Annotated in this window: 23 protein-coding genes; 7 read left to right on the top strand and 16 right to left on the bottom strand. The window is 64.6% G+C overall.

The genetic code is table 11. The features are described 5' to 3' along the window. Positions 1 to 65 precede the first annotated feature (65 nt). The 6 genes from flhB to motA all read right to left on the bottom strand — a co-directional run bounded on the left by flhB (position 66) and on the right by motA (position 4,796). Entirely contained in the window at positions 66 to 1,151 is a 1,086-nt protein-coding gene (flhB, locus tag B5V03_RS37470; protein WP_129275417.1) for a flagellar biosynthesis protein FlhB, read from the bottom strand. Positions 1,152 to 1,164: 13 nt separating this feature from the next. Then, a complete protein-coding gene (locus tag B5V03_RS37465; RefSeq protein ID WP_129275416.1) occupies positions 1,165 to 2,205 on the bottom strand; it encodes a flagellar motor switch protein FliG in 1,041 nt (346 codons plus the stop codon). 2 nt (positions 2,206 to 2,207) lie between these two features. Beyond that, positions 2,208 to 2,588 (bottom strand): flagellar motor switch protein FliN, encoded by a 381-nt coding sequence (gene fliN / locus B5V03_RS37460; protein WP_129275415.1) that lies wholly within the window; start codon positions 2,586 to 2,588, stop codon positions 2,208 to 2,210. 75 nt (positions 2,589 to 2,663) lie between these two features. Continuing rightward, positions 2,664 to 2,978 (bottom strand): hypothetical protein, encoded by a 315-nt coding sequence (locus B5V03_RS37455; protein ID WP_129275414.1) that lies wholly within the window; start codon positions 2,976 to 2,978, stop codon positions 2,664 to 2,666. Beyond that, positions 2,959 to 3,897: a flagellar motor switch protein FliM gene (locus B5V03_RS37450; RefSeq protein ID WP_164988552.1), complete on the bottom strand. Its 939-nt coding sequence runs from the start codon at positions 3,895 to 3,897 to the stop codon at positions 2,959 to 2,961. Before B5V03_RS37450 ends, B5V03_RS37455 begins: the two co-directional genes overlap by 20 nt. A 2-nt stretch (positions 3,898 to 3,899) precedes the next feature. Further along, the gene (gene motA, locus B5V03_RS37445) at positions 3,900 to 4,796 is read right to left on the bottom strand and encodes a flagellar motor stator protein MotA (protein WP_129275412.1); all 897 of its coding nucleotides are present in this window, start codon (positions 4,794 to 4,796) and stop codon (positions 3,900 to 3,902) included. Between the two features lie 141 nt (positions 4,797 to 4,937). On the opposite strand from motA, the gene B5V03_RS37440 reads away from it, so the two are divergent. The 5 genes from B5V03_RS37440 (at position 4,938) to B5V03_RS37410 (ending at position 11,808) form a co-directional block, all read left to right on the top strand. Next, positions 4,938 to 5,726, top strand: coding sequence for a DUF1217 domain-containing protein (locus B5V03_RS37440; protein WP_129275411.1), 789 nt, complete (start codon positions 4,938 to 4,940; stop codon positions 5,724 to 5,726). Positions 5,727 to 5,729: 3 nt separating this feature from the next. Then, positions 5,730 to 6,458, top strand: a complete 729-nt coding sequence (gene flgF / locus B5V03_RS37435) for a flagellar basal-body rod protein FlgF (RefSeq protein WP_129275410.1) — start codon at positions 5,730 to 5,732, stop codon at positions 6,456 to 6,458. 54 nt (positions 6,459 to 6,512) lie between these two features. Then, positions 6,513 to 7,838, top strand: a complete 1,326-nt coding sequence (gene fliI / locus B5V03_RS37430; protein WP_129275409.1) for a flagellar protein export ATPase FliI — start codon at positions 6,513 to 6,515, stop codon at positions 7,836 to 7,838. Between the two features lie 966 nt (positions 7,839 to 8,804). Then, positions 8,805 to 9,452 (top strand): MarR family winged helix-turn-helix transcriptional regulator, encoded by a 648-nt coding sequence (locus tag B5V03_RS37425; protein ID WP_129275408.1) that lies wholly within the window; start codon positions 8,805 to 8,807, stop codon positions 9,450 to 9,452. Positions 9,453 to 10,743: 1,291 nt separating this feature from the next. Continuing rightward, complete coding sequence (locus tag B5V03_RS37410) at positions 10,744 to 11,808, top strand: ketopantoate reductase family protein (protein WP_129275407.1); 1,065 nt, start codon at positions 10,744 to 10,746, stop codon at positions 11,806 to 11,808. 24 nt (positions 11,809 to 11,832) lie between these two features. Here the strand turns inward: B5V03_RS37410 and B5V03_RS37405 are convergent, their stop codons facing one another. Further along, positions 11,833 to 12,159: a hypothetical protein gene (locus B5V03_RS37405; RefSeq protein WP_129275406.1), complete on the bottom strand. Its 327-nt coding sequence runs from the start codon at positions 12,157 to 12,159 to the stop codon at positions 11,833 to 11,835. A gap of 204 nt (positions 12,160 to 12,363) precedes the next feature. Then, a complete protein-coding gene (locus tag B5V03_RS37400; RefSeq protein WP_129275405.1) occupies positions 12,364 to 12,615 on the bottom strand; it encodes a hypothetical protein in 252 nt (83 codons plus the stop codon). A 40-nt stretch (positions 12,616 to 12,655) separates the two neighbouring features. Between B5V03_RS37400 and B5V03_RS37395 the strand changes: the two genes are divergently transcribed. Together B5V03_RS37395 and B5V03_RS37390 are read left to right on the top strand one after the other, a co-directional pair. Then, positions 12,656 to 13,474, top strand: a complete 819-nt coding sequence (locus tag B5V03_RS37395) for a YkgJ family cysteine cluster protein (protein WP_129275404.1) — start codon at positions 12,656 to 12,658, stop codon at positions 13,472 to 13,474. A gap of 103 nt (positions 13,475 to 13,577) precedes the next feature. Next, positions 13,578 to 15,092 (top strand): ATP-binding protein, encoded by a 1,515-nt coding sequence (locus tag B5V03_RS37390; RefSeq protein ID WP_129275403.1) that lies wholly within the window; start codon positions 13,578 to 13,580, stop codon positions 15,090 to 15,092. A gap of 28 nt (positions 15,093 to 15,120) precedes the next feature. Here the strand turns inward: B5V03_RS37390 and B5V03_RS37385 are convergent, their stop codons facing one another. The 8 genes from B5V03_RS37385 to B5V03_RS37350 all read right to left on the bottom strand — a co-directional run bounded on the left by B5V03_RS37385 (position 15,121) and on the right by B5V03_RS37350 (position 23,275). Beyond that, a complete protein-coding gene (locus tag B5V03_RS37385; protein ID WP_129275402.1) occupies positions 15,121 to 16,167 on the bottom strand; it encodes a HoxN/HupN/NixA family nickel/cobalt transporter in 1,047 nt (348 codons plus the stop codon). 211 nt (positions 16,168 to 16,378) lie between these two features. Beyond that, positions 16,379 to 17,119, bottom strand: coding sequence for an ABC transporter ATP-binding protein (locus B5V03_RS37380; protein ID WP_129275401.1), 741 nt, complete (start codon positions 17,117 to 17,119; stop codon positions 16,379 to 16,381). Then, entirely contained in the window at positions 17,116 to 17,961 is an 846-nt protein-coding gene (locus B5V03_RS37375) for an ABC transporter ATP-binding protein (protein ID WP_164988537.1), read from the bottom strand. The genes B5V03_RS37380 and B5V03_RS37375 overlap by 4 nt, the downstream gene beginning before the upstream one ends. Then, on the bottom strand, positions 17,961 to 19,784 hold the full coding sequence (locus B5V03_RS37370) for an ABC transporter permease (protein WP_129275399.1): 1,824 nt from the start codon (positions 19,782 to 19,784) through the stop codon (positions 17,961 to 17,963). The genes B5V03_RS37375 and B5V03_RS37370 overlap by 1 nt, the downstream gene beginning before the upstream one ends. Before the next feature lie 12 nt (positions 19,785 to 19,796). After that, positions 19,797 to 20,954, bottom strand: a complete 1,158-nt coding sequence (locus B5V03_RS37365; protein WP_129275398.1) for an ABC transporter substrate-binding protein — start codon at positions 20,952 to 20,954, stop codon at positions 19,797 to 19,799. 61 nt (positions 20,955 to 21,015) lie between these two features. After that, positions 21,016 to 21,594 (bottom strand): alkylhydroperoxidase domain protein, encoded by a 579-nt coding sequence (locus tag B5V03_RS37360; protein WP_129275397.1) that lies wholly within the window; start codon positions 21,592 to 21,594, stop codon positions 21,016 to 21,018. Further along, entirely contained in the window at positions 21,591 to 22,208 is a 618-nt protein-coding gene (locus B5V03_RS37355; protein ID WP_164988536.1) for a CMD domain protein, read from the bottom strand. The genes B5V03_RS37360 and B5V03_RS37355 overlap by 4 nt, the downstream gene beginning before the upstream one ends. A 32-nt stretch (positions 22,209 to 22,240) precedes the next feature. Next, a complete protein-coding gene (locus B5V03_RS37350; RefSeq protein WP_129275395.1) occupies positions 22,241 to 23,275 on the bottom strand; it encodes a putative FMN-dependent luciferase-like monooxygenase in 1,035 nt (344 codons plus the stop codon). Position 23,276 lies beyond the last annotated feature (1 nt).

The raw sequence follows: 23,276 nt of genomic DNA, 5'->3' as shown, positions 1-23,276 counted from the left end.
GTTGGAAGAACCCTAGGGCGTTAAGCTTTCGTCAAGCTGTTGGGCGACGCACCATCCTCGGAAATCTACTGGACCTTCTCGGGACGCGGCGCCTGCTTCGACTGGAGGAAGTAGATGATCTCGGCCACGGGCCGGAAGAACTCCGCAGGAATCACCTGATCGACCTGAACGGCCTCGTAGAGTGCGCGCGCCAGCGCCTTGTTCTCGATCACCGGGATGCGATTCTTCTCGGCGACTTCGCGGATCTTCAGTGCGATCACGTCCATGCCCTTGGCCACCACGAGCGGCGCAGGGTTTTCCTCGCGATTGTAACGCAGCGCGATCGCGAAGTGCGTTGGATTCGCGATCACCAGCGTCGCGCGCGCAGCCGAGGTGATCATCCGCTGCCGCGAGCGATCGCGCGCCAGCGAGCGCAGGCGTGCCTTGATCAGCGGATCGCCCTCGGCCTGCTTGTGCTCGTCCTTGATCTCCTGCTTGGTCATGCGCAATTCGCGCCGCCAGTGGAAGCGCGCCCAGGCGAGATCGATCGCGACCAGGACGATGGTGGCGATGCAAATCGCCGAGACGATCCGCATCGCGATGTTGAGGATCATCTCCGGCAGCGCAACCGGATCGGTGTACATCGCCTCGAACGCCTTCGCTTCCGATGAGCGCAGCACGACGACGACGACGGAAGTCACCGCGGTGAGCTTGAACACCGACTTGCCGAACTCGACGAGGCCCTGCGATCCGAACAGCCGGCTCCAGCCGCCGATCGGGGAGATTCGCGAAAGATCCGGCATGATGCGCTCCAGCACCAGGCGCGGCGCGTTTTGTAGCAGCGAGGAAGCGAGGCCGAACACCGTAATGATGACGACCGGCGGCACCAGGAATCGTAACGCCTGGAGGCCCACCACATTGAGCAGGTTTTGCACATCCGCGCCGTTGCTGAGGGGAAAGCCGCCGGGATCGTCGAGCAAGCCCGTCAGCGTCGGCGTCAATTGCAGCACGCCCGGGCCGACCAGGAACGAAAGGATCACCATCAGCGCGGCCAGCGTCGCGAAAATGGAGGCCTCCCGAGAGACCGGGATTTGGCCCTGTTCGAGCGCATCGCGGACTTTCTTCTCGGTCGGCTCTTCTGTCTTGCTCTCCTGATCGGATGATTCTGCCATGCCCGTTCAGCGGTCAGCGGAAGACCAGCTCATCCTCCTGGTCGGGGTTGAGCTCGATTTCACCCTTCTCGGCGAGGTCGAGTGCGAGGTCGGTGATGACGCGGCGCGCCTCCAGCACATCGCGCTGGTTCGACGGCTCGCCGATCGCGAGTTCGTGCTCGACGACGCGGCGGACACGCGAGGCGACGGCAGACAGGATCAACTCGCGGAAATGCTTGTCGGTGCCCTTCAGCGCGACGACGATGCGATCGGTCGGCACCTGATCGAAGATCATGGTGCGCGCCTTGGGCGCCAGGTTGATCACGTCGTCGAAGGTGAACAGCAGCTCCTTCAGCACTTCGGCCGACTTCGGCCGCTTCTCCGACAGGCTCTTCAGCATGTCCTCGATATGGCCGCGCTCCATCTTGTTGATGATGTCGGCGACGCGCGCGTAAGTATCGGCGCCGAGGTTACGGGCGAAGTTCAGCGTCAGGTCCTCGTGCAGCGTCTTTTCGAGGACTTTCATCGCGTCCTCGACGATCGGCTTGAGGCTGAGCACGCGCCGCATCAACTCGTTGCGCAGGCTCGACGGCAACTGGCTCATCACCTTGGCGGCGCAGGACGGCTTGACCTTGGACAGGATCAGGGCCGCGGTCTGCGGATGCTCCTTGGAGAGATAAGTCGCCAGCGAGTTTTCCGACACCGACGAGACGCGGTCCCACACCGACCGGCTCGAATTGCCGAGCAGGTCCGACATGATCGCCGAGACCTGGTCGGCCGGGAGCACGTCGCCGAGTATGGCTTCCAGGCCACCGATGGTGCCGAGGATGTTGGCGCCCATCGAGAACTGCTGGGCGAACTCCTCGACGATCGACTCGAGCTCCTGCGCAGTGATCGGCCGCAGCTCCGCCGCGGCCTTGGTGACGATGCGGATATCCTGCGGCTCGAACTGCGAGAGCACGCTCGCAGCCGCCTGCCGACCCATGGCCAGCAGGAGTGCCGCGACCTTTTCCGTTCCACCCAGCGCGGCAACGCCTCGCTGCTTGATGGGAGCGATGCCGACCTGTGCCGCCATGGTCAGGTATCACCCTGCCCCAGCGGCCCGACAATCTCCGTAAGCGAGACGCCGAAGCGGGAATTGTCCTCTTCGACGACGACCACCTCGCCGCGGGCGACGATGCGGCCGTTGACGACGACGTCGACGGGCTCGCCGACCCGGTGGTCGAGCGGAACCACCGCGCCGCGGCCGAGCTTCATCAGGTTCGCCACCGGGATGGTCGCCGAACCCAGCACCACCTGCATGGTGACGGGAATGCGCAGGATCGCGTCAACATTGGCGAACTTTCCGGTCTCCTCCGCCGTGCGCGCGGCAATCTCCGCCAGCCGCTCCAGCGGAGATGCCTCGGCTTCTCCCGATGCGGATGCTGATGCAGAATCATATTCGAAGGGTTGCGCCATTTGGTATCGCCTCTTGGTATTTCCGCTCCCGGAACGCCGCGGCGTTCCGATCGTCATTGTTCTGCCGGTTCGGCTTTAATGCTTGTTCACGTCGGCGCCGCCCGCGGTCGCAGTGGATACGAGCCCGCTTCTGGCATCGAGCGCCGCGATCGCCTCGTGAGCCTGATCGATCTTGGTGCCGAGCACATTGGCGAGCCGCCCCAGATTTGCAGTGGAATCGTGCGCCGCGGTGATGACCGTGTCGAAGGCGCCGGCCGTCTCGTGGACGATGGTCGAGAACTCGCCCTGATAGCTGCGCAAGCGCGCCAACTCGCGGTGCATCTTGGTCACCCGCATGCTGGTGAAGGCCAGCGCGATCAGCAGCACGGCATCAACGAGATAGGATATCATCGACGAACTCCCGTTTCTGATCGACGGGATCCGCCACCTGCATGGCGTAATAGCCATCCAGCTGGCCGATCTGACACCAGAACAGCACCTGATTGTTGCTTTCGAGACGGGCCAGCGTACGCGGCGTAGCTTCGAGCTCGATCACCTGCCCGACATGGAATTTCACGACGTCGTCGAGGGTCACCATCTTCTCGTCGAGCACTGCGCTCAACGTCACCTCGGTGCGATGGACCTCGCTCTCCATCTGCTCGCGCCAGCGCGGATCGTTCGCACCGCCTTCACTGACGACGACATGTGCGAGCTTCTGGCGCAGCGGATTGAGCGCGGAGTGCGGAACGATGAGGAACATCTGGCCGCCGCGGAACAGCGCCTGCAGCATGATGTTCGCGCAGATCGACATGTTGCCGCCACGCCCGATCGCCAGCGAGGCCATCGCGGTCTCGACCCGCTCGACACGGAAGGTGACGCTGGACGTCCCGGCGAAAGCGGTTTGCAGCGCCTTAGCGAAGCGTTCGAACAGCGCCTGGACCAGCTTGAGCTCGATGTTCGAGAAGGTGCGCTCTACGTCGAGCGGCGGCTCGGCACCGTCCGAGCCGAACATCGCCTCGACCATCGTGAACACGAAGTCGCGATCGAGCATGATGATGACGCGGGAGTCCCACTGCTCGGCATAGAGCACGGCGGCGACGGCATTGCTTTCGTAGTCCTTGATGATGTCGCCGACGCGGTCGTTGGTGATGCCGTTGACCGAGAAGTAACAGGGCGTTCCGGCCATCGGCTGGAGGCTGTCGGTGCACAATGCCGCCATGCGATCGAAGATCACATTGAGCATCGGCATGCGTTCGATGGAGATACCCGCCGCATCGAGCAGGTAGTTCGGCAGTTGCTTGCGCTGATCGACCTCGACGTCTTCCATCATCGTCATGCGCGGGCGGCCTTCGGTTCAGCGTCGGTCACGACGGCCTTGGGACCGGCGATCGTCTCGTTCTCGACGACGTCGATCGAGGGACGCTCGTTGCTCGAGATCATCTTGCGACCATGTTCCACCGCGATCTGCGGCATGGCACCGTTCATGAAGGCCAGCAGTGTCTGCTTGACGATGATGTAGGGTCGGCACTTCTTCTCGCGCGTCGTCTTGATCTTGATCGCGAAGGGCGAAATGACGCCGTAGGACAGGAAGATGCCGGCGAAGGTGCCGACCAGGGCCGCGCCGATGAAGCCGCCCAGCAGCTTCGGCGACTGATCGAGCGCACCCATCGCCTTGATGACGCCGAGCACGGCGGCGACGATGCCGAGCGCCGGCAACGCCTCGGACACCATCACCAGCGCATGGTAAGGTGCCAGCTTGCCCTTCACTATGGTGTGGATTTCCTCGTCCATCAGCGCTTCGATCTCGTGCGTGCGCGCGTTGCCCATGATGATGAGGCGGACATAGTCGCAGATGAACTGGAGCAGCGACGCGTCACCGAGCACGCTCGGGAACGCCTTGAATATCTCGGAGGACGAGGGATCGTCGATATGCGCTTCCACCTCGTTGCGGCCCTTGCCCCTGAGCTCGCGCATCAGGGCATGCAGCGCCCCGAGCAGGTCGAGATAATAGCGCTGTCCCGGCACCGCGCCGGTGATGGCCTGCATGCAGGCGACCCCGGTGTCGACGACCGTCTTCCACGGATTGGCCACGATGAAGGTGCCGACCGCGGTGCCCAAGATGATCACGAATTCCCACGGCTGCATGAGCACGGCCAGATGCCCGCCCATGGCGGCAAACCCGCCAAGCAGCGCCGCCACCGTGATGAAAATCCCCACGAAACTGAGCAACGCGCCACTCCATCGCCGATCCCACCGGGAATCTCTAGTTGGCGAGCCTTGCGCGAAGCTGGCTTCCCGGTCGCCAGCCTCACGCAAGCAATTGGCGGCAGCTTGGGACGGCGTCGCGACGGCGGCGAGAGGGCACGAGTCATGCTATCCACGATCGCGGACTACACCAGATTGACCACGGACCTGGGCAAGTCGATGACGCAGGTCGCGACGCAGCCGGATGTCAGCCGCGATACCGATTACTTCCTCAGCCATATCGGCAACGTGAAGACGATCGACGACTTCCTGAAGGACTATCGCCTCTATTCCTATGCAATGAAGGCCTATGGCCTCAGCGACATGACCTACGCCAAGGCGTTCATGCGCAAGGTGCTGACCGAGGGGGTCTCGGACAAGGACGCCTTCGCCAACAAGCTCTCCGACACCCGTTACCGGGAATTCGCCACCGCCTTCAATTTCGCCGCCAACGGCGACCAGGCGACCTCGACCTCCGCAGCCACGACCGGCACGGCGACCCAATACGTCACGCAGACGATGGAGCAGAACGCCGGCGACCAGAACGAGGGCCTGCGGCTCGCGCTCTATTTCACCCGCAAGGCCTCCACGATCACGAACGCCTATCAGATCCTCGCCGACAAGGCGCTGACCCAGGTGGTCCAGACCGCAATGGGCTGGTCGTCGATGATCAGCTCGTCCGACATCGATGCCCAGGCCAAGATGATCACGGACAAGATCGACCTCACCGACTTCCAGGACCCGACCAAGGTCACCAAATTCGTGCAGCGCTTCGCGGCGATGTGGGATGCGACCCAGGTCCAGAGCGACACCTCGACCAACCCTGCGCTGGTGCTGATCGCCGGCGCATCGACGTCGGCCAGCCTGGATACCACCATGCTCACGACGCTTCAGAACATCCGGTTCAACAGGTAAATCATGCAATCGGCTCTCTATGTCGGCTTGTCGGCGCAGGTCGCGCTCGAGAAGCGCCTCCAGACAATCGCCAACAACGTCGCCAACGTCAACACGGCGGCATTCCGCACCGACGTCGTGAAGTTCGAGACGGTGCTGTCCAAGGCGGGCGCGAACCCGGTCGCCTTCTCCTCGCCCGGCGATAACATCATCTCGCGCGAGCAGGGCAGCATCACCGAGAGCGGCAACCCGCTCGACGTCGCCGTGGTCGGACAGGGCTGGATTGCCTTCGCCGGCCCGAACGGTACGGTCTATACCCGCGATGGCCGGCTCCAGATCGCCGCCAACGGCGATCTCCAGACGGTGTCCGGCTTCCCGGTCGTCGATGCCGGCGGCGCGCAGATCACGCTCGACCCGAACGGCGGGCCGATTGCGATCTCGCGCAGCGGCGCGATCACCCAGGACAACAACGAGATCGGCACCATCGGTCTGTTCAACATTCCCGCTGATGCCAATCTCGATCGCTACGGCAATTCCGGCGTGACGCCGGACCGCCCCGCGACCGCCATCGCCGATTTCTCCCGCGACGGCTTCAAGCAGGGCTATGTCGAGGGCTCCGGCGCCAATCCGATGATGGAATTGACGAAGCTGATCGCGGCTTCGCGTGCCTTCGACGGCACCAATTCGATGATCGAGGGCACCGAGAGCTCGCTCCAGAATGCAATCCGGACGCTGGGCGAGCCCGGCAAGTAGCCTTGAGTCAAAGTAAGATTTGCGCCTCGCGCGCATTGAGGGTGGACGGTTTCCTTGAATGCTCTTCGGCAACTCGAGTGGGCGCTGCTGGAGCTTCAGCAGAGCACTCCCCTGGCCAGCGTCAGCGGCGCGATCTCCGAGATCGCGCCGACGCATTTCCGTGTCTCCGGCCTGTCGCGCTTCGTCAGGCTCGGTGAACTGATCGGCGTCAACACCGGCGGCAAGCCGCAGATCGGCGAGGTGGTGCGGATCGACAGCGAGGGCATCATCGCCAAGCCGTTCGACCGGGTGTTCTCGGGTGGCCTCGGATCCGTTGCCTACCGGATGCCGCCACTGTCGTTCGCGCCCGATCCGAGCTGGAAAGGCCGCGTCATCAACGCACTTGGGGCCCCACTGGACGGACAGGGTCCTCTCACCCCGGGATCGCGAGCGGTCTCGGCGGAGGCCGAGGCGCCGGCGGCGATGAAGCGCGCGCGCGTTCACAAGCCGCTGCGCACCGGCGTGCGCGTCATCGACCTGTTCGCCCCGATCTGCGCCGGCCAGCGCGTCGGCATTTTTGCCGGCTCCGGCGTGGGGAAGTCGACGCTCCTCGCAATGCTCGCCCGCAGCCAGGGCTTTGACACCGTCGTGCTGGCCCTGGTCGGTGAGCGCGGCCGCGAAGTGCGCGAATTCATCGAGGACGTGCTGGGCCCCGACCGTCATCGTGCTGTCACCATCGTATCGACGGGCGACGAAAGCCCGATGATGCGGCGGCTGGCGCCGAAGACCGCCATGGCGGTTGCCGAATATTTCCGCGACCGGGGCGAATCGGTCCTGCTCGTGGTCGATTCGATCACCCGTTTCGCCCACGCCGCCCGCGAGGTCGCCCTCGCCGCCGGCGAGCCCGCGGTCGCACGCGGCTACGCGCCGACGGTCTTCACCGACCTGCCGCGCCTCCTTGAGCGCGCCGGCCCCGGCGAGGAGGGATCCGGCACGATCACCGGGATTTTCTCCGTGCTGGTCGACGGCGACGATCACAACGAGCCGATCGCCGACACCATCCGCAGCACCCTCGACGGCCACATCGTGCTGTCCAGGCACATCGCCGACCAGGCGCGCTATCCGGCCGTGGACGTTCTGGCCTCGGTCTCCCGCCTCGCCCACAACGTCTGGGACCCCGAGGAGCGCGAACTGGTGAGCAAGCTGCGCACCATGATGGCCAAATACGAGGACACGCGGGACCTTCGCCTGATGGGCGGATACCAGTCGGGACGCGATCCGGGCCTCGACCAGGCGATCGACATGGTTCCGAGAATCTACAACGCGATGCGGCAAGATGCCTCGGCGCCGCCGAGCGCCGAACCATTCCGCGAGCTGCGGGACATGCTCAAGGGCGAGTAGAGCCAATTCGGTTCCGATACAACCGGAGCCGGGCTCTGACTTCCTGGTTCGGCGCATTTTCGGTGCCCGAACCGGTATAGGCTTCACGCAACAACGCTCCAGCAGCGTGAGAGGGCGCACGGCGCGCCCACGACGTCGCCTGCTCATTATTTCGACAGCCGATCGCGCATGCCGCCACGCTTGCCGTGCATGCGCACGCATCGCGTGCTGCAGTTTTCCGTCGTGAGCGCGTCACCCAATCGGATGAGAGGCGGACGGCTGCGCCCAAGCGGCTGGTCCGATGATTCTTCCCATGCGATCGCAACAACCGCCGCGTGTACTCCCTGCGAGTTCCCCCGGCGATTCTCGGAACACATCGCACAAGTTGTGGATGACTCGATGCGGATCGCCTTGGTCATGCACAAGCTTCGATCAACTTGCATCCACGACGGACAACAACATGCCGTGCAATCAAACCGTCGCATAGTTACGTGCATGTTGCTTGCAAGACAGCGTATTACGATCACCATCATGTGTCCCGAAAAGCGAGATTGTCTTGAACGTTACATTCGCCTGCGACGACATCAGGTCAGCGAGGCTGTCTCTACTTGCTTTTGTTGAGAAGCTCATTCATCGTTTCGATGGAATATAAGAAACGTCTGCGTGTGACTTGAACTTTAGGGGCTTCGGTTGAACACCTCCGATCCATCGTCCGCCAGCGACGGCAACTCGGACTTTCGTTCGACCACGCCACGATTGGCATACCATCAGCAACACAGTTTCTCGCACCGTGCCTCGCAGCGCCCACTGGTCCGGATCGGGCGCCGGGCAGTTCGTACTTTCGCGCGAGTGCAGGGCACGATGCACGTGTCGAACGTTGCGAACGATGTTGCGAGCAATACGGGCTCTCGCGAAGGACTCATGCACAACGGCGGAATGCGGCTCCGGGGCGCCGCAGACGAGACTCCCGGAGCAAGGTAGGAATTCATGCCGTTGGCACGCGAGGCGGTCGAGCTGCTGGTTCAGGCGGCCAGAGCCTGGTATTTCGAAGGCAATCAGCATGGATTGCGTGATCGCGAATGGATGGCGCTGCGCTTTCTCGGCCGCGCCAACAGGTTTTCGCGCACGCCGTCCGCGCTCGCCGGCTTCATCGGCGCCACAAGGGCGACCGCATCGCAGATCGTGAAGACGCTGGAGAGCAAGTCCTTCCTGGTGCGAAAGCCGTCGCATGAGGACAAGCGCTCGGTCGTGCTGCACGTCACTGCACAGGGCGAAAAGTGCCTGAACCAGCACGATCCGATCAACCACGTGGTGAACGCGGTCACCTCGCTCGGCACCGACGAATGCGTCAAGCTGCGCGACTCGCTGCGGGAGATCCTCAATCACCTCGACGCGGCCCATCAGCGGCTCGACGCCAGCATCTGCCGCGACTGCATGTTTCTGGCCGAACGCGGCCCCGGCAACGGCCCGGCCGCGGGAAAGGGACGCGCGGCCGCCGAGTTCATGTGCCGGCTGTATCGCGCGCCCGTTTCCCTCGATGAGACGGAACTGCTGTGCACCAGTTTCGAGCGCACCCGCGACCGCCCGAAGATCGAGGAGCATCTCGACCGCGCGCGTGTGGCGAGCCAGGGATGAAGCAGGGATAAGGCAAAGGGCTCCACGGCCTGACCGCGGAAGCAACTTCCGCGCGGATGCTGCGGCCGAAACTTGCGTAAAGTTTCGCGGAGCAAGAGGCAGGATCGCCGTTCCAATCACCGCTGTCATTCCCCGCGAAGGCGAGGAATCCAGTACGCTGCGGCCTTTGGATTCAACACTGCTGCCTTGGACTACTGGATCGCCCGCCCCAGTGCGCAATTGCGCACAAGGCGGGTGATGACACCGAGTGTGGAGCGCGCGACTGCTCCCACATCGTCATTGCGAGCGCAGCGAAGCAATCCAGAATCCCTCTGCGGAAAGACTCTGGATTGCTTCGTCGCTTCGCTCCTCGCAATGACAGAGCAAGGGGCCGCATCGCGATCCTCCAGCGTGTTTTTCAAATCGCAGACACGCCTTCCCGTTCTCGCAGCGTATTTCGCCCGAGCTTTGCTTCGTCTCGCCACCCTCTTGAAGCCAAGAGGGCGCAGGGAAGGCCGGGTGCTGACCTCGCACCCGCGGTCCGCTGCGCGAAAGGTAGCGCAAAAGAACCGCACAGCAGCATACAGGTGGTGCCAATCACTCGGCCTTCCCTGCGCGATGGTCGGACGGCTTATGCCGTGCTCTCCCGGGAGCCGAGTTCCTTCTGGCCTCCCTCGTCCCGCGAATTGGATGATGCAGTCTGCCCGGTTGGGCTCGCTCGCACCTTCGCGAAGACTTGACCGTAGCAACGACGGCCAGGACCACACGGTTTTGCCGTACGCACGGCCCGCCATTTCGCCGCAGTATTTCCAGCCCTGTCGACGGAGCCGGAAACTTACCGACGAGACGAAGCCTGGCAGCGCCGCTCATCCGCACGCGGTTTCGGGCTCACAGGGACTACCCGCCCTGCCCGCACCATGTCGTGCCGACGCTGCTGCGTCCACCGCAAGCCCGGCTCGCGTATCGTGACGACAACATGATCGCCCCTCAAGGATGAGCCGGGATGGGCGACACATACGCCATTTCCGAATTTCGGTAAAGCGGAATATTTTCTTGAGAAGGGGTTGACGACCTCGCGGGTGTTTTGCCCGTCGGGCAAGGTTCCAGAGCCCGGGTGAGCGCACGACATCCGGGATCTCTGCGGGCGGGCGGATTCCCGGTATCGCTGCTCCCCCGGGCAGGATTTCGGCCCCAGCCTTGTATGCATTATCCCAGTTGCCATCGCCGGGCGCTTCGCCTTACATGCCGCTAACCCGCCCTCGGGCCACGGCCGGGGCGCAAAAAATCACATGACATTTCCAGGGGACGAAACATGGCGCGTAACATATTGATTCTTGGGGCTTCCTACGGCTCCCTGCTGGGCACGAAGCTGCTGATGGCGGGGCACAACGTGACCCTGGTCTGTCGCGCCAAGACCGCGGAGCTGATCAATCGCGACGGTACCGAGGTGCGCATCAAATTGCGCGACGAGGCGGTGCACCGGGCCATTTTCTCGCGCGACCTGCCCGGCAAGCTCGACGCGGTGACGCCGGCCAATGTCGACGTCTCCCGCTACGACATGGTCGGGCTTGCGATGCAGGAGCCGCAATACACCAACCACACGGTGCGCGTTCTCATGGTCAGGATCGCCGCGGCGAAGCTGCCGTGCCTGTCGATCATGAACATGCCGCCGCTGCCTTATCTCAAGCGAATTCCCGCGCTCGCGGACATGGATCTGGAGGAGGCCTACACCAATGCGCAGGTGTGGGAGCGGTTCGCGCCGGGACTGGTGACGCTGTGCTCGCCTGATCCGCAGGCGTTCCGTCCGCCGGAAGAGGCCGCCAACGTGCTTCATGTCGGCCTGCCCACCAACTTCAAGGCATCGGTCTTCGCCGACGACAAGCACAACAAGGTGCTGCGCGAGCTCGAAGCCGATATCGACGCGGTGACGCTCGACGGCAAGGACGTCCCGGTGAAGCTGAAAGTGTTCTCGTCCCTGTTCGTGCCGCTGGCGAAATGGTCGATGCTGCTCACCGGCAATTACCGCTGCATCACGCCGCACGAGCCGCAATCGATCCGCGACGCCGTGCACGGCGACCTTAAGCGCTCGCAGACGATCTACGACCATGTCGACGCGATCGCCCGCCGGCTCGGCGCCGACCCTGAGGATCAGGTGCCGTTCGCGAAATATGCCAAGGCCGCCGAGAGCCTGCTCAAGCCGTCATCGGCCGCGCGCGCGGTCGCCAGCGGCGCGCCCTTCATCGAGCGCGTCGACCTGCTGGTGAAGCTGATCTCGCATCAGCTCGGCGTGCCCAATCCCGAGATCGACCGCACGGTCGAGACCGTGGACCTGAAGCTGAACGAGAAGATCGTGCAGGGCGGATCGGGCGCGCAGTAGCGGGACGCACGCGGCTTCGCGCCATCAATGAGAGTGTCCGCTTCCGCCGAAATCGCCGACATGGTCGCTGCCGCCGTGATCTGCGCTGCCATCATGGCCGCCTGATTCGGAGCCGGCAAAGAAACCCCAACGTTCGGCATCCAAGACCATCGACGTGTAGAGCGCTCTCACCATGCCGTATTCAGGGTCGGCGGGTTCAAGCTCGTCGAGCTTCGCTCTCATCTCGGCGATATCTCTCAAACGTGCCCGCTTGTTGAAGAGCCAATAGATGCCCAGGCCGAGCGTCACCAAGGCCACGATACCGAACATCGTGATGGTGATCGCGGCGGGAGTAGCGAGCATGCTCATCATGATTGGAGTCTCCCGGCATCGTGCCGACCGGCAAGATGGCTGACGACTAGCGCACCCCCTAAAGATATCGACAATCCCTGGGTGAAACTCCGCCTGAAGTGCCGCAGCTCACACCAGTTCCCGGTGTGGTGCACGAGCAACGCGGGCGCGCCGGCCTCCATCCTCACCTCGCAATCACGCAAACGTGTCGCCTCCCCGCACGCCTTACGCAGCTGAGGCCCGGGTGAGAAAAACCAAGTCGCTCATCATCTTTCCGGATTGCGCGCGTCCGAAATGAGCTTGTTTGACCGCGAATTCGCCCGACGCAAGCGAAGTTCCCGTCCGCCGCCGCTTGACGATGATCGCGACCGGAACGCGCGATCCCTGCATTTTTTGCAACCGCTGCATGCGCGGGTCTCGGGCTCCGCTCGTTGTCTCACAAAAGGGAAAAAGATAGCTTTCTAAATAAGCCATCACGCAAGCCGTCCGGAAGCGGATGTAAACAGCAAGACAGAAGATGGATCAGGCGATGCTGAGCGTCGTCCGCGCAGTCGAGGCGGGCGCGACGACGATCAAGGGAGTGATCGACGCCACCCGACTATCCCGCCTCAAGATCGAACGTGCGTTGAACGCGCTCGAGAAGCAGAAGCTGCTGGTGCGCGACGGCCAGGGCTTTCGCGCGACCGGCCTTCCGAAGACGACAAAGCCCGCGCGACAATGCGGATCATGCAACGCCTGCTGCGATATCCTCGAGGTCGCGGCCGTCGACAAGCCGGTGAACCAGCTCTGCAAGCATTGGCAGACGGGCATCGGATGCAACATCTACGACCGCCGTCCACAGATGTGCCGCTCCTTCGTCTGCGCCTGGCTGCAAGGCCATCTCGACGACGAGTGGTTTCCCGCGAAGGCGGGCATCATCGTGCATTTCAGCCAGGACGCCGTGAATGTGACGGTCGATGACCATTGCCCCGATCGCTGGCGCGAGGAGCCGTATTTCAGCAAGCTCGCCGAATGGTCGCTGAATGGTATCAGGCGGGTCGGAAACCGCGGCTATGCGACCCTCATTGTCTCCGGCGAGAACCGGTTCCTGCTGCTCGGACGAACCATCGTTCCCGAACCGACCCTGTTCGGCACGGCGTTCCTGCCGCTAACTGCTGACACGTTCCGGTTCTGGCGGGCGGCATCGCCCGAACATCTGCGGCGGCTGCACGAGCGCGTCGCCGAGATCGAGCGCATCGGGCAGGAATTCGGCTCCTGCGCGATCCCCGAGAACGAGGACGACGATCCGCAAGCGCCCTATCGGCCCGCACTTCTACGGTTGTCGGGGCACGCCTGAACTCCGCCGTGGGCAACACAGCATGATTCGCGCCGTAGTGCTCGACGCGCCGCGACGGGGTTGATAAGCCCCTGTCCGCGAATGGAAGGGCCTGAGTCGGGGCATGACGGTTGCAATCGAGATGGGGCAGACCACGGCGGGCGCCTCGGCCGCCATGGACCTCGAGGAACTGCTGGCGACCCGCCTGCTGGTGCAGGGCAATTCGGGCTCCGGCAAGTCGCATCTGTTGCGGCGGCTGCTCGAACAGAGCGCGCCCTGGGTGCAGCAGGCCATCATCGATCCCGAGGGTGATTTCGTCACGCTGGCCGAGCGCTTCGGCCATCTGGTGATCGAGGCCGAGGATCACACCGAACGTGGCCTTCAGGTCGCAGGCGAGCGTGCGCGGCTGCATCGCGTCTCGACCGTGCTCAATCTCGAAGGGCTGGACGCCGAGAACCAGATGCGGCGCGCGGCGGCCTTCCTCGGCGGGATGTTCGACGTGGACCGGGATCATTGGTACCCGATGCTGGTGGTCGTCGACGAGGCGCAGCTGTTCGCGCCGGCCGTGGCTGGCGAAGTCTCGGACGAGGCACGAAAACTCTCGCTCAGTGCCATGACCAATCTGATGTGCCGCGGCCGCAAGCGCGGGCTTGCCGGCGTCATCGCGACGCAACGTTTGGCCAAGCTCGCCAAGAACGTCGCCGCCGAAGCCTCCAACTTCCTGATGGGCCGGACCTTCCTCGACATCGACATGGCGCGCGCCGCGGACCTGCTCGGCATGGAGCGGCGGCAGGCCGAAGCCTTTCGCGATCTCGAGCGCGGGCAGTTCATGGCGCTGGGACCCGCGCTGTCGCGACGCCCGTTGCGCCTGAACATCGGCCCGACCGACACCAGCCCGCGCAATTCGACGCCGCGGCTGATGCCGATGCCGGAAGCCGCACTTGAGGATATGCGCGCCGTGATCCTGGCCGCGCCGCCGCCCGATGCCAGCCGGCCGCAACGCCGCCCGGCGCCTGATTTGCTCGAACAGCTCCGCGCGGCAAAGGCGGCCGCCACACCGGAGATCCGGCCCGAAGTGATCGAGATACCGGTCAGCGCCGAAGAGCTTGCCCAGCGGCGCGAGCGCGTCGATCGTACCCTTCGCGCCGTGCTCGCTGCGCCCGATGCCGGCTTCCGCGCCATCGGCGTGCTCTATCAGGAATTCGTGGTCCGCTGCCGCATCGAGGGGCTCGGCTCCGCGGTGCCCGACCTCAACGAATTCCGCCGGATGCTAACGCATGCGCGCGCCGGGCTCGGCACAGATATCGCCGAGGACGATGCCTGGCAGGAGGTGACGCTGCGCGCCTCGATCCTGCCCGACGACATGCAGGGCGTGTTCATGATGATCGCGCGCGCCGCCAAGGAGGGCTGGCCCTGCCCCGGCGATGCCGCGATCGCCCGCGCCTACGGCTCGCACTCGCTGCGCCGCGCCCAGCGCCTGCTCGGCTACATGGAGGAGCAGGGCCTGATCGTCGTCCAGCTCGACGGCGGCGGGCGCAGGTTCGTCACGCTGGTGGAATTGGCCTGGGCGACCGCGCCGGGCGATCCCAATGGCGATGATCTGCCGGTAGAGTCAGCGCAGAGCGCGGCTTCGGCCTGATCAGACGGTTTCAGAGCGCGCGCCCTGCTCACGCCGCCTCAGTGGCAACCACGTTGGGCGCGGCGAACATGCGGCGATAGAGCAGGACCGAGACGAGCCAGGCGACCGCGAACAGCGCGATCACCGCGAAGCCGACATTCGCAAGCGACTCGTTGAGGCCGTCGACCAGCGTCCACACACCGCCCGTGAGGCCAAGACGGTCGGCGATCAGGCCGAGCGCCTCGATGCCACCGATGAACAGTGCGACCGCAACGGACGCGCCGGTGATGGTGAGGTTGTACCAGAGCTTGCGCATGGGATCGACGAAGGCCCAGCGATAGGCGCTGACCATCAGCGCGGAATCGGCGGTGTCGACCAGCGCCATCCCTGCTGCGAACAGCGCGGGAAACACCATGACATCGGCGAGCGAGGCGCCGCGCGCGGCTTCGCTGGCGGAAATGCTGAGCAGGCCGACCTCGGTTGCGGTGTCGAAGCCGAGACCGAACAGGAATCCGAGCGGATACATGTGCCAGGGTTTTGTCACCAGGCGGAACATCGGGCCGAGCAGCCGCGCGAGGAACCCGCGATTGGCGAGCAGTGCGTCAAGACCTTCGGTGTCGTGAACGCCGTGCTCGCGCGCCATACGGAAGGTCCGCCACAGGCCGGCGAAGATCACAAGATTGATCGCCGCGATCACCAGCAGGAACAGCGCCGACACCGACGTGCCGATGAAGCCGCCGATCTCCCTCAGCAGGCCGTCGCCGCCAAGGCCGACCACGCCAAGCGCAAGCAGCATGGTCGCGACCACCACGATAGTGGAATGGCCGAGCGCGAAGTAGAGACCGACGCTGCGCGGCGCGCCGCCCGCCTGCATCAGCTTGCGCACGACATTGTCGATCGCGGCGATGTGGTCGGCGTCGACGGCGTGGCGAAGGCCAAACACCCAGGCCAGCAGCGCGGTCGCCATGACGGTCGGCCGGTCGCCGAACGCCGCGAAGGCCCAGGCCCATGCAGCGATGTTGGCGGCGATGAGCCCGCCGAACAGCAGCACCAGTCCGGGCTCGACTGCCCGCAAAGACCATCTCGTCAAGAACATCGTTCCGCCCGCTGCACACCCCATCGCGGCAACGGTATGATATTTTCATAGAATGGTCACACTAGCCAGTCCCTGCGGGAGCCTGATGATCGCATATGCGAATTTACTGGGGGGTCGTCATGCCCGGGCTTGTCCCGGGCATCCACGTTCTTCAGCGGGAAAAGCGTGGATGGCCGGGACAAGCCCGGCCATGACGAGTGGAGAGATCGAGCTACGCCGCTTCAGACCCGCCGAGATAGGCGTCCCTCACACGGGGGTCATCCTTCAGCGTGCGCGCCGGACCTGACAGCACGATCTTGCCGGTCTGGAGCACATAGGCCTCATGCGCGATCTCGAGCGCGAGGCTGGCGTTCTGCTCGACCATGAACACCGACACATCTTCCTGGTTGATGGTGCGGATCAATTCCAGCACGCGATCGACATAGAGCGGCGACAGACCCATGGTCGGCTCGTCCATCACGATCATCCTGGGACGGCTCATCAGCGCGCGCGCCATCGCGACCATCTGCTGCTCGCCGCCGGAGAGGGAGCCTGCGCGCTGCGACAGCCGCTGGCCGAGCTTTGGAAACAGCGTGAGCATCTTGTCGAGATCCTGCGCCACCGCGTCGCGGTCGTTGCGCACGAAGGCGCCCATCAGGATGTTTTCCCGGACGCTCATGTCCGCGAACAACCGCCGCGCCTCCGGCACCGAGGAGATGCCGCGGCGGACGATCTGCGGCGTGGTCAGCCCAATCAGAGAGGCGCCGTCGAACATGACCTCACCTGAGCGCGGTTTGACCAGGCCCAGAATGATCTTCATCGTCGTCGACTTGCCGCTGGCATTGCCGCCGAGCAGGCACACGATGTGCCCACGCGCAACCGTGATCGAGAGATCGAAATGGACCTGGGCCTGGCCGTAGAAGGTGTTGACGTTCGATAGGGCCAGCAGCGGTTCGGGTGCGTTTGTCGTCATGCCGCGCTCTCCTGCTCCGCCGTGCCCGACAGGCCATGGCCGAGATAGGCCTCGATCACCTTGGGATCGACACGCACCTGTTCGCCCGGCCCTTCCGCGATCTTTTTGCCCTCGTCCATGACGATGACGCGGTCGGAGAGGCGCATCACCATCTCCAGCTTGTGCTCGATCAAGAGGATGGTCAGGCCTTCCGCCTTCAGCTCGGCGACGAGCGCCTGCATTTCCGCGGTCTCGGTCGGGTTCATGCCGGCGGTCGGCTCGTCCAGCAGCAGCAGGCGCGGCCTCAAGGCGAGCGCACGGGCGATCTCGACGCGGCGGCGGTTGGCATAAGAGAGGCTATAGGCGGGTTGGTCGATGCGCGGCAGCAGCCGCTCGCCGAAGCGGGCGAGGATGGTCTTCACCTCCTCGCGCAGCCGCGCCTCCTCGTCCCTGACGCTTGAAGGGCGCAGCAGGGCCAATCCCAGCTCCAGCAGCGGGCCGATCACCGGCACCGCCGGCTTCACCGCGCGCAGCCGTGTGTGCGCGCCGATCAGGACGTTGTCCATGACGCTGAGATTGCCGAAGACGCGGCCGAGCTGGAAGGTGCGCGCGATGCCCTGGCCAGCGAGCCGTTCCGGCGAGAAGCCCGTGATGTCCTGCCCTTCGAAACTGACTTGGCCGGCATCGGGACGATCGAGGCCGGTCACGAGATTGAACAGCGTCGTCTTGCCGGCGCCGTTCGGTCCAATGATGCTGACCAGCTCGCCCTTGGCGAGGTCGAGATCGATGGCGTCCACCGCGGTGAGGCCGCCGAACCGGCGCGTCAGCCCGCGCAGGGACAGCATGGTGTGCTGCTCCGCCATCACATCGTCCCCAGCAGGCCCTGCGGCCTGAACCGCACCAGGAGCAGCAGCACGATGCCATAGATCAGGATGCGATACTCGGCCGCGATCCGGAACATCTCGGGCAGGCCGACCAGCGCGACCGCGCCGACGATGGCCCCGACGACGTTGCCGAGGCCGCCGAGGATCACGACCGTCAGCGCCAGGATGGACTGCTGCGTGTTGAAGGTCTCATGGTTGATATAGGAATAGAGATGCGCGGCGATGCCGCCGCTGATGCCGGCCGCGAACCCGCCGAAGATGAAGGCCAGCGATTTGTAGCGGTTCAGGCTGAGACCATAGGCGCGCGCGGCGATGTCGTCGTCGCGGATGGCGCGAAAGCTGCGGCCGAGATGTGAGCTGAGCAGGCGGCCCTGGAGCAGCGCGAGCGTGACCATCACGACAAAGCTGAACCAGTAGATCGAGGTCGGGCTGATCAGCTCATAGCCGAACAGCGACAAAGGCGGGATGCCGGAGATGCCGATCGGGCCGCGCGTGACGCTTTCCCAATTCAAGATCACCAGCGACACGATCTCGCCAATCGCGAGCGTCGCGATCGAGACGTAGTGCCCGCGCAGGCGGAACGACGGCGAGATCAGGGCCGTACCGAGCGCCGCGCTCATCAGGCCGCCGCCGATAATGGCGAGGCCGACGGGAGCCGAGAACGTGAGCGAGAGCAGCGCGGAGGTGTAGGCGCCGATCGCGAGCAGCGCGGCATGTCCGAGCGAGACCTGGCCGATCGTACCGGCAACCAGCGTCAGGCTGAGCGCGAGCATGCCGAGCAGCCAGGCGTTGATCAGGGTCTGGAGCACGTAGAAGGACACTGGGAACAGCGGGAGGATCGCGAAGATCGCGGCCGCAGCCAGCAAGGCCCAGCGTGGGATGGGCACCGGACGGCTCGGCGCAATAAAAGTGCCGGTGAGCGGCTCGGGCGGCGCCTGCCGCGCGCTGGCGAACAGGCCGTTCGGACGCAACACGAGGACGACGACCAGCAGCAGGAAGGCGAACAGATTGCGGTAGCTGGTGCCGAATACGGCGACGCCGTAGCTCTCGACCAATCCCAGCAGCAGGCTGCCGATCACGGCGCCGGGCACGTTGCCGGCGCCGCCGACGACTTCGGCGACGACGCCCTTGAGCGTCGCCTGAAGGCTCATCGCGGTGTCGATCTGGTTGTAGTACATGCCGACCAGCATGCCGGAGACGCCGCCGAGCGCAGCCGCGATGCCGAACACGGCCTGATTGACGCGATTGACGTCGACACCCATCTGCATGGCGGCGTCGCGGTCCTGCGAGGCGGCGCGGACGGCCCAGCCGAGCTTGCTGTAGCGCAGGAACACGAACAGCAACAATGCGCTGGTGAGGCCGACACCGGCGATGAGCAGATCAAGCGGACCGATCGTGCCGCCACCGACCTGGAAGCGCACGTCCGGCAATTGGCTCGGCAGCGCGCGCGGGTTGGGCGAGAAGGTCAGCATCACCAGCTGATCGAGCACGAAGCTGATGCCGATGGTGGCGAGCAGCGGCGCGATGCGCACCGAGTTCTGCAGCGGCCGCAGGCCGAATCGTTCGATGATCAACCCGACCAGCGCTGCGGCTACGGCCACCACGATGATCGTCAGGGGGAGCGGCGTATGTAGCTGCACCACCGCGACCCAGCCGATATAGGCACCGACGAGATAGATCGAGCCTTGCGCAAAGTTGATCAGCCGGCTGACGCCGAAGATCAGCGCAAGCCCGACCGCGACGAGGGCGTAGACATTACCGACGATCAGTCCGTTGATCGTGTAGTCGAGCCAGGAAGACACGCGGGAAATTCCTCAGGTCGGCTTGCCGTCCCAGAGCGCGAACTGCCCCTTGCGCACGACCAGCTCGGCGTTCATGGCACCCTTGACGCGACGGGTCGCGACGTCGAACGTCGCAGCGCCGAAGATCACGCTCGGAACATCCTTTACTTTCATGAAGGCGTCGCGGACGGCACGGCGATCGGTGCCACCGATCTTGACCACGGCGGCCGCCATGTTCATCGCGTCATAGGCGTAGGCGTTGAAGGCGTCGGGCTCGAGCCCGTTGTACTTCTTCTTGAAGCCCGCGATGAATTTCTGCACCTCGGGCCGTGGGTCTTCCGGGAAGTAGCGCGTGCCGACATGGACGTCCTCGACCGCCTCGCCGCCGAGCTCCAGGAATTTCGGCGAATAGACCGAGCTTGCCGCGCAAATCACCTGCTTGAGCCCGACCTGACGCGCCTGACGTGCGATCAGCGCGCCATCGGAGTAATAGGAGATCAGCACCAGCCCGTCCGGATTGGCGTCACGAACGCGCACCAGCGTCGAGCGAAAGTCGCGCTCTTCCGCGATGTAGCCTTCGGTGACCGCGATCTCTGCGCCATACTCCTTCGCGGCGTTGACGAAATAATCACGGCTGGTGCGGCCCCAATCGGTGTTGAGGTGCAGCACTGCGAGCTTCTTCAGGCCAAGCTTCTTCACGGCATAGGCCGCCAGCAGCGGCTGTTCGTCGGCCTGGCTGACCGACGTGCTCCACATGAAGTCGCCGCCCTTGGTGAAATCAGGATGCGAGTTGGTGAAGCCGAACTGCACGAGGCCCGCGCGCTGATAGATCGGGGATGCCGCCATCGAGGCCGGGCTGGAGAAATCGCCGAGCTCCAGCACGATGCGGGGATCGGACACGAACTTTTGCGCGATCGCCACCGACTGGCGCGGGTCGCTCTGGCTGTCCTCGAAATTGTAGGCGAGCTTACGGCCGTTGATGCCGCCGGCCGCCTGGATCTCGTCCAGCGCGAGGTCAAAGCCCTGCTTCCACTGCGTGCCATATTGCGCGTTCGGCCCGGTGAGGGGACCGCTGACGCCGAGCAGGATCGGCTCGGAGGATTGCGCAAACGCGCTGCGCGAGAAGGCGGCGCCAGCCATCATGGCGGCAAGCGAGCCCTTGACCAGGGTACGGCGATCGATGTTGCTCATGAAAGGCTCCATCCACTCAGGTGTTGAAACAAAGCAGCAATTCTTGTGCCGGTGAGATTGCCTATTTCGAGGGCTCGCCGAGCGACAGCATCAGCCGGTTCGCCCAGTTGAAGAACGAGGCGCCGTTGATGACGTCGACGATCTCGGCATCGTCGAGACCGGCGCGGCGCAGCTCCTCGATATTGTCGGGACCGAACGCGACCGGCGTCGCGGCCAGTGAGACCGACGCCTTGACCACGGCATTCCAGCGCTCACCGAGATCGGCCTTGACGCCCTCGTCGAGCAGGCGCTGCACGTCGTCGCGGCGCTTGGAATAGGTGCTGGCAAACCGCGCATGCACGGAGGCGCAGTAGATGCAGCCGTTGTAGCGCGAAGTCGCGGCCGCCGCGAGCTCACGCTCGGCGCGCGGCAGGCCGTCGGCGACGTTGTAGAAGATGTCCTTGTCGGTCTTGGTGCGGGCTTCAAGGACTTCAGGGTCGCGCACCAGCAGGCGGAAATATTCCGACTTGGCGCGCGAGCGATCGACCAGGCCGGCGAAATGCCGCTCGGTCAGCTCAGTCTCGGGCAGCGGCTCGATCCACGACACCCAGCCGAGCTCATCCTGGGTGAAGACGATTGGCGGATTGACGGTGGCGCTCATGATGCGGCCTCCTCTGATGCGTTCACGGCGGCGAGCGTGCGCAAGCCGCTGACGACCCGCACCTGGAACGACAGGAACGCGACGAGTTGTGAGAAGGTGACAATGCCGGTGTTAGACCAGCCGGCGGCAAGCAGCGCCTGCATGTCGTCAGATGCCGCATCGCGCGGGCGGAAGACCAGCAGATGCGCATGCTCCAGCGCAGCGACGAGCCGGGCGCCGAGAGCGGATTTGCGCTCCGCACTCACGCGAAAAATGAGACCGGCCGTGTTCTCGACCGACAGCGGACCGGCGGGAAAGGAGCCATACGGCCCCGAGGTCTTGCCCCGCGCGATCTCGAGCTCGATCGCCTCGACCAGACGTGGGCCATCCGCGGTCGCCGCAAGCTTGTCGCGATAGAAGGAGGCAACGGGCGTTTCGCCATGAAGCCCGGTCACGAAGGCCGCGACCGCGGCCCGTTCGAGCAGCGAGACATCGCCGGCGTCGATCGGCTCGAACAGAGAGAGATAACTCTTCTGCGCATTCTCGCGCGCCTGCAGGCGCTTTGTGCGAATGGCGTCCAGTGCCGATCCCGGCTTGATCCCGGCGAGCGTGTCGATGATGTCAGGCGTACTCATCATAAGGCCTCGTACAATCCTTGAAATCCCGATTAGCCCGCCAGGGCCACTTCGGGCGCTGTCTTGGTCCAGCCCAGCGCCGGCGCGACCTTCTCCGCGACGAGGTCGATCGAGCGGAGGACGTAAGGATGAGGCGCATCGACCGAATGGACCTGGAAGACCAGATCAGTCACCCGCTCGAGCGTTGCATCCGTGCGCAGCGAGGCAATAACCTCGTCAGCTCCGCCGACATGGGTGTCGAAAGCCCTGATCATCTCCTCCAGCGTCTCGCCGGGAGGAAGGTGACCGCCCTTCATGAATTGTGGCAGCGCGCGGCGCAATCCGATGTCTGCGAGACGCATCGCCTCGCGATGATCGTCGGCAACGAACACGCTGCGCGAGGCCATGATGCGCGGTTCAGCACCTGGCGGCAACGCTTCGAGATAGGCGTCGATGATCGGATTCTGGATCTCGGCGAGCGTGGCCTTTGGCGCGTCCTTGACCCGCGGCTGGGTGCGCGAGAGCAACAGGCCATCGCCGGCCTTGCCGGCGCGGGCGCCGCCCGTCACCGAGAACGTCGCCTGCCAGATGCGCTTGTCCAGTTGCGGCCGCTGCGGATAGAGCGTGTCGCCGCCGTCGAGTTGCTTGCCGGTCAGCGCCGCGCGGACGACCTCCAGATTGCGGGCAAAGATCTCGTTGCGCTGGGTGCCGTCGAGGCCGAAGGCGGCAAAGGCCGACGGGTTGCCGCCGGTGCCGACGCCGAGCTCGAAGCGGCCGTCGCAGAGCAGATCGAGCACCGCGGCGTCCTCGGCGACCCTCACCGCATTCTCCAGCGGCAAAGTGACGATGCCGGTGCCGAGGCGGATGCGCGAGGTTTGCGCGGCGACATATCCCAGGAAGGTGAAAGGCGACGGCAACCCGCCCTCACGTTCGTGAAAATGGTGCTGCGCGATCCACGCGGAATCGAGCCCGGCCTGCTCGGCGCGCACGATCTGCTCGGCCGCGAAGCGATAGCGGTCCGCCGGCGGCGCCTCGTCGAGCAGCCGCGTGAAGAAGCCCAGGCGTTTCAGGTTTGCAAAGCGTTTCATA

The sequence above is a fragment of the Bradyrhizobium betae genome, assembly GCF_004123905.1.
Classification (GTDB): Bacteria; Pseudomonadota; Alphaproteobacteria; order Rhizobiales; family Xanthobacteraceae; genus Bradyrhizobium; species Bradyrhizobium betae_A.
The sequence above is the reverse complement of the archived record's forward strand: the minus strand, read 5'-3'. Positions and strand labels throughout refer to the sequence as shown.

Excerpts from the sequence above, each read along its gene's own strand:
- B5V03_RS37385 (WP_129275402.1), bottom strand. The coding sequence starts at position 16,167 with ATGTTCTTGACGAGATGGTCTTTGCGGGCAGTCGAGCCCGGACTGGTG.
- B5V03_RS37465 (WP_129275416.1), bottom strand. The coding sequence starts at position 2,205 with ATGGCGGCACAGGTCGGCATCGCTCCCATCAAGCAGCGAGGCGTTGCC.
- B5V03_RS37410 (WP_129275407.1), top strand. The coding sequence starts at position 10,744 with ATGGCGCGTAACATATTGATTCTTGGGGCTTCCTACGGCTCCCTGCTG.
- B5V03_RS37375 (WP_164988537.1), bottom strand. The coding sequence starts at position 17,961 with ATGGCGGAGCAGCACACCATGCTGTCCCTGCGCGGGCTGACGCGCCGG.
- B5V03_RS37425 (WP_129275408.1), top strand. The coding sequence starts at position 8,805 with ATGCCGTTGGCACGCGAGGCGGTCGAGCTGCTGGTTCAGGCGGCCAGA.
- B5V03_RS37365 (WP_129275398.1), bottom strand. The coding sequence starts at position 20,954 with ATGAGCAACATCGATCGCCGTACCCTGGTCAAGGGCTCGCTTGCCGCC.
- B5V03_RS37380 (WP_129275401.1), bottom strand. The coding sequence starts at position 17,119 with ATGACGACAAACGCACCCGAACCGCTGCTGGCCCTATCGAACGTCAAC.
- B5V03_RS37405 (WP_129275406.1), bottom strand. The coding sequence starts at position 12,159 with ATGATGAGCATGCTCGCTACTCCCGCCGCGATCACCATCACGATGTTC.
- B5V03_RS37355 (WP_164988536.1), bottom strand. The coding sequence starts at position 22,208 with ATGAGTACGCCTGACATCATCGACACGCTCGCCGGGATCAAGCCGGGA.
- B5V03_RS37390 (WP_129275403.1), top strand. The coding sequence starts at position 13,578 with ATGACGGTTGCAATCGAGATGGGGCAGACCACGGCGGGCGCCTCGGCC.
- fliN (WP_129275415.1), bottom strand. The coding sequence starts at position 2,588 with ATGGCGCAACCCTTCGAATATGATTCTGCATCAGCATCCGCATCGGGA.
- B5V03_RS37450 (WP_164988552.1), bottom strand. The coding sequence starts at position 3,897 with ATGATGGAAGACGTCGAGGTCGATCAGCGCAAGCAACTGCCGAACTAC.
- B5V03_RS37350 (WP_129275395.1), bottom strand. The coding sequence starts at position 23,275 with ATGAAACGCTTTGCAAACCTGAAACGCCTGGGCTTCTTCACGCGGCTG.
- flhB (WP_129275417.1), bottom strand. The coding sequence starts at position 1,151 with ATGGCAGAATCATCCGATCAGGAGAGCAAGACAGAAGAGCCGACCGAG.
- B5V03_RS37440 (WP_129275411.1), top strand. The coding sequence starts at position 4,938 with ATGCTATCCACGATCGCGGACTACACCAGATTGACCACGGACCTGGGC.
- B5V03_RS37395 (WP_129275404.1), top strand. The coding sequence starts at position 12,656 with ATGGATCAGGCGATGCTGAGCGTCGTCCGCGCAGTCGAGGCGGGCGCG.
- B5V03_RS37360 (WP_129275397.1), bottom strand. The coding sequence starts at position 21,594 with ATGAGCGCCACCGTCAATCCGCCAATCGTCTTCACCCAGGATGAGCTC.
- flgF (WP_129275410.1), top strand. The coding sequence starts at position 5,730 with ATGCAATCGGCTCTCTATGTCGGCTTGTCGGCGCAGGTCGCGCTCGAG.
- B5V03_RS37455 (WP_129275414.1), bottom strand. The coding sequence starts at position 2,978 with ATGATATCCTATCTCGTTGATGCCGTGCTGCTGATCGCGCTGGCCTTC.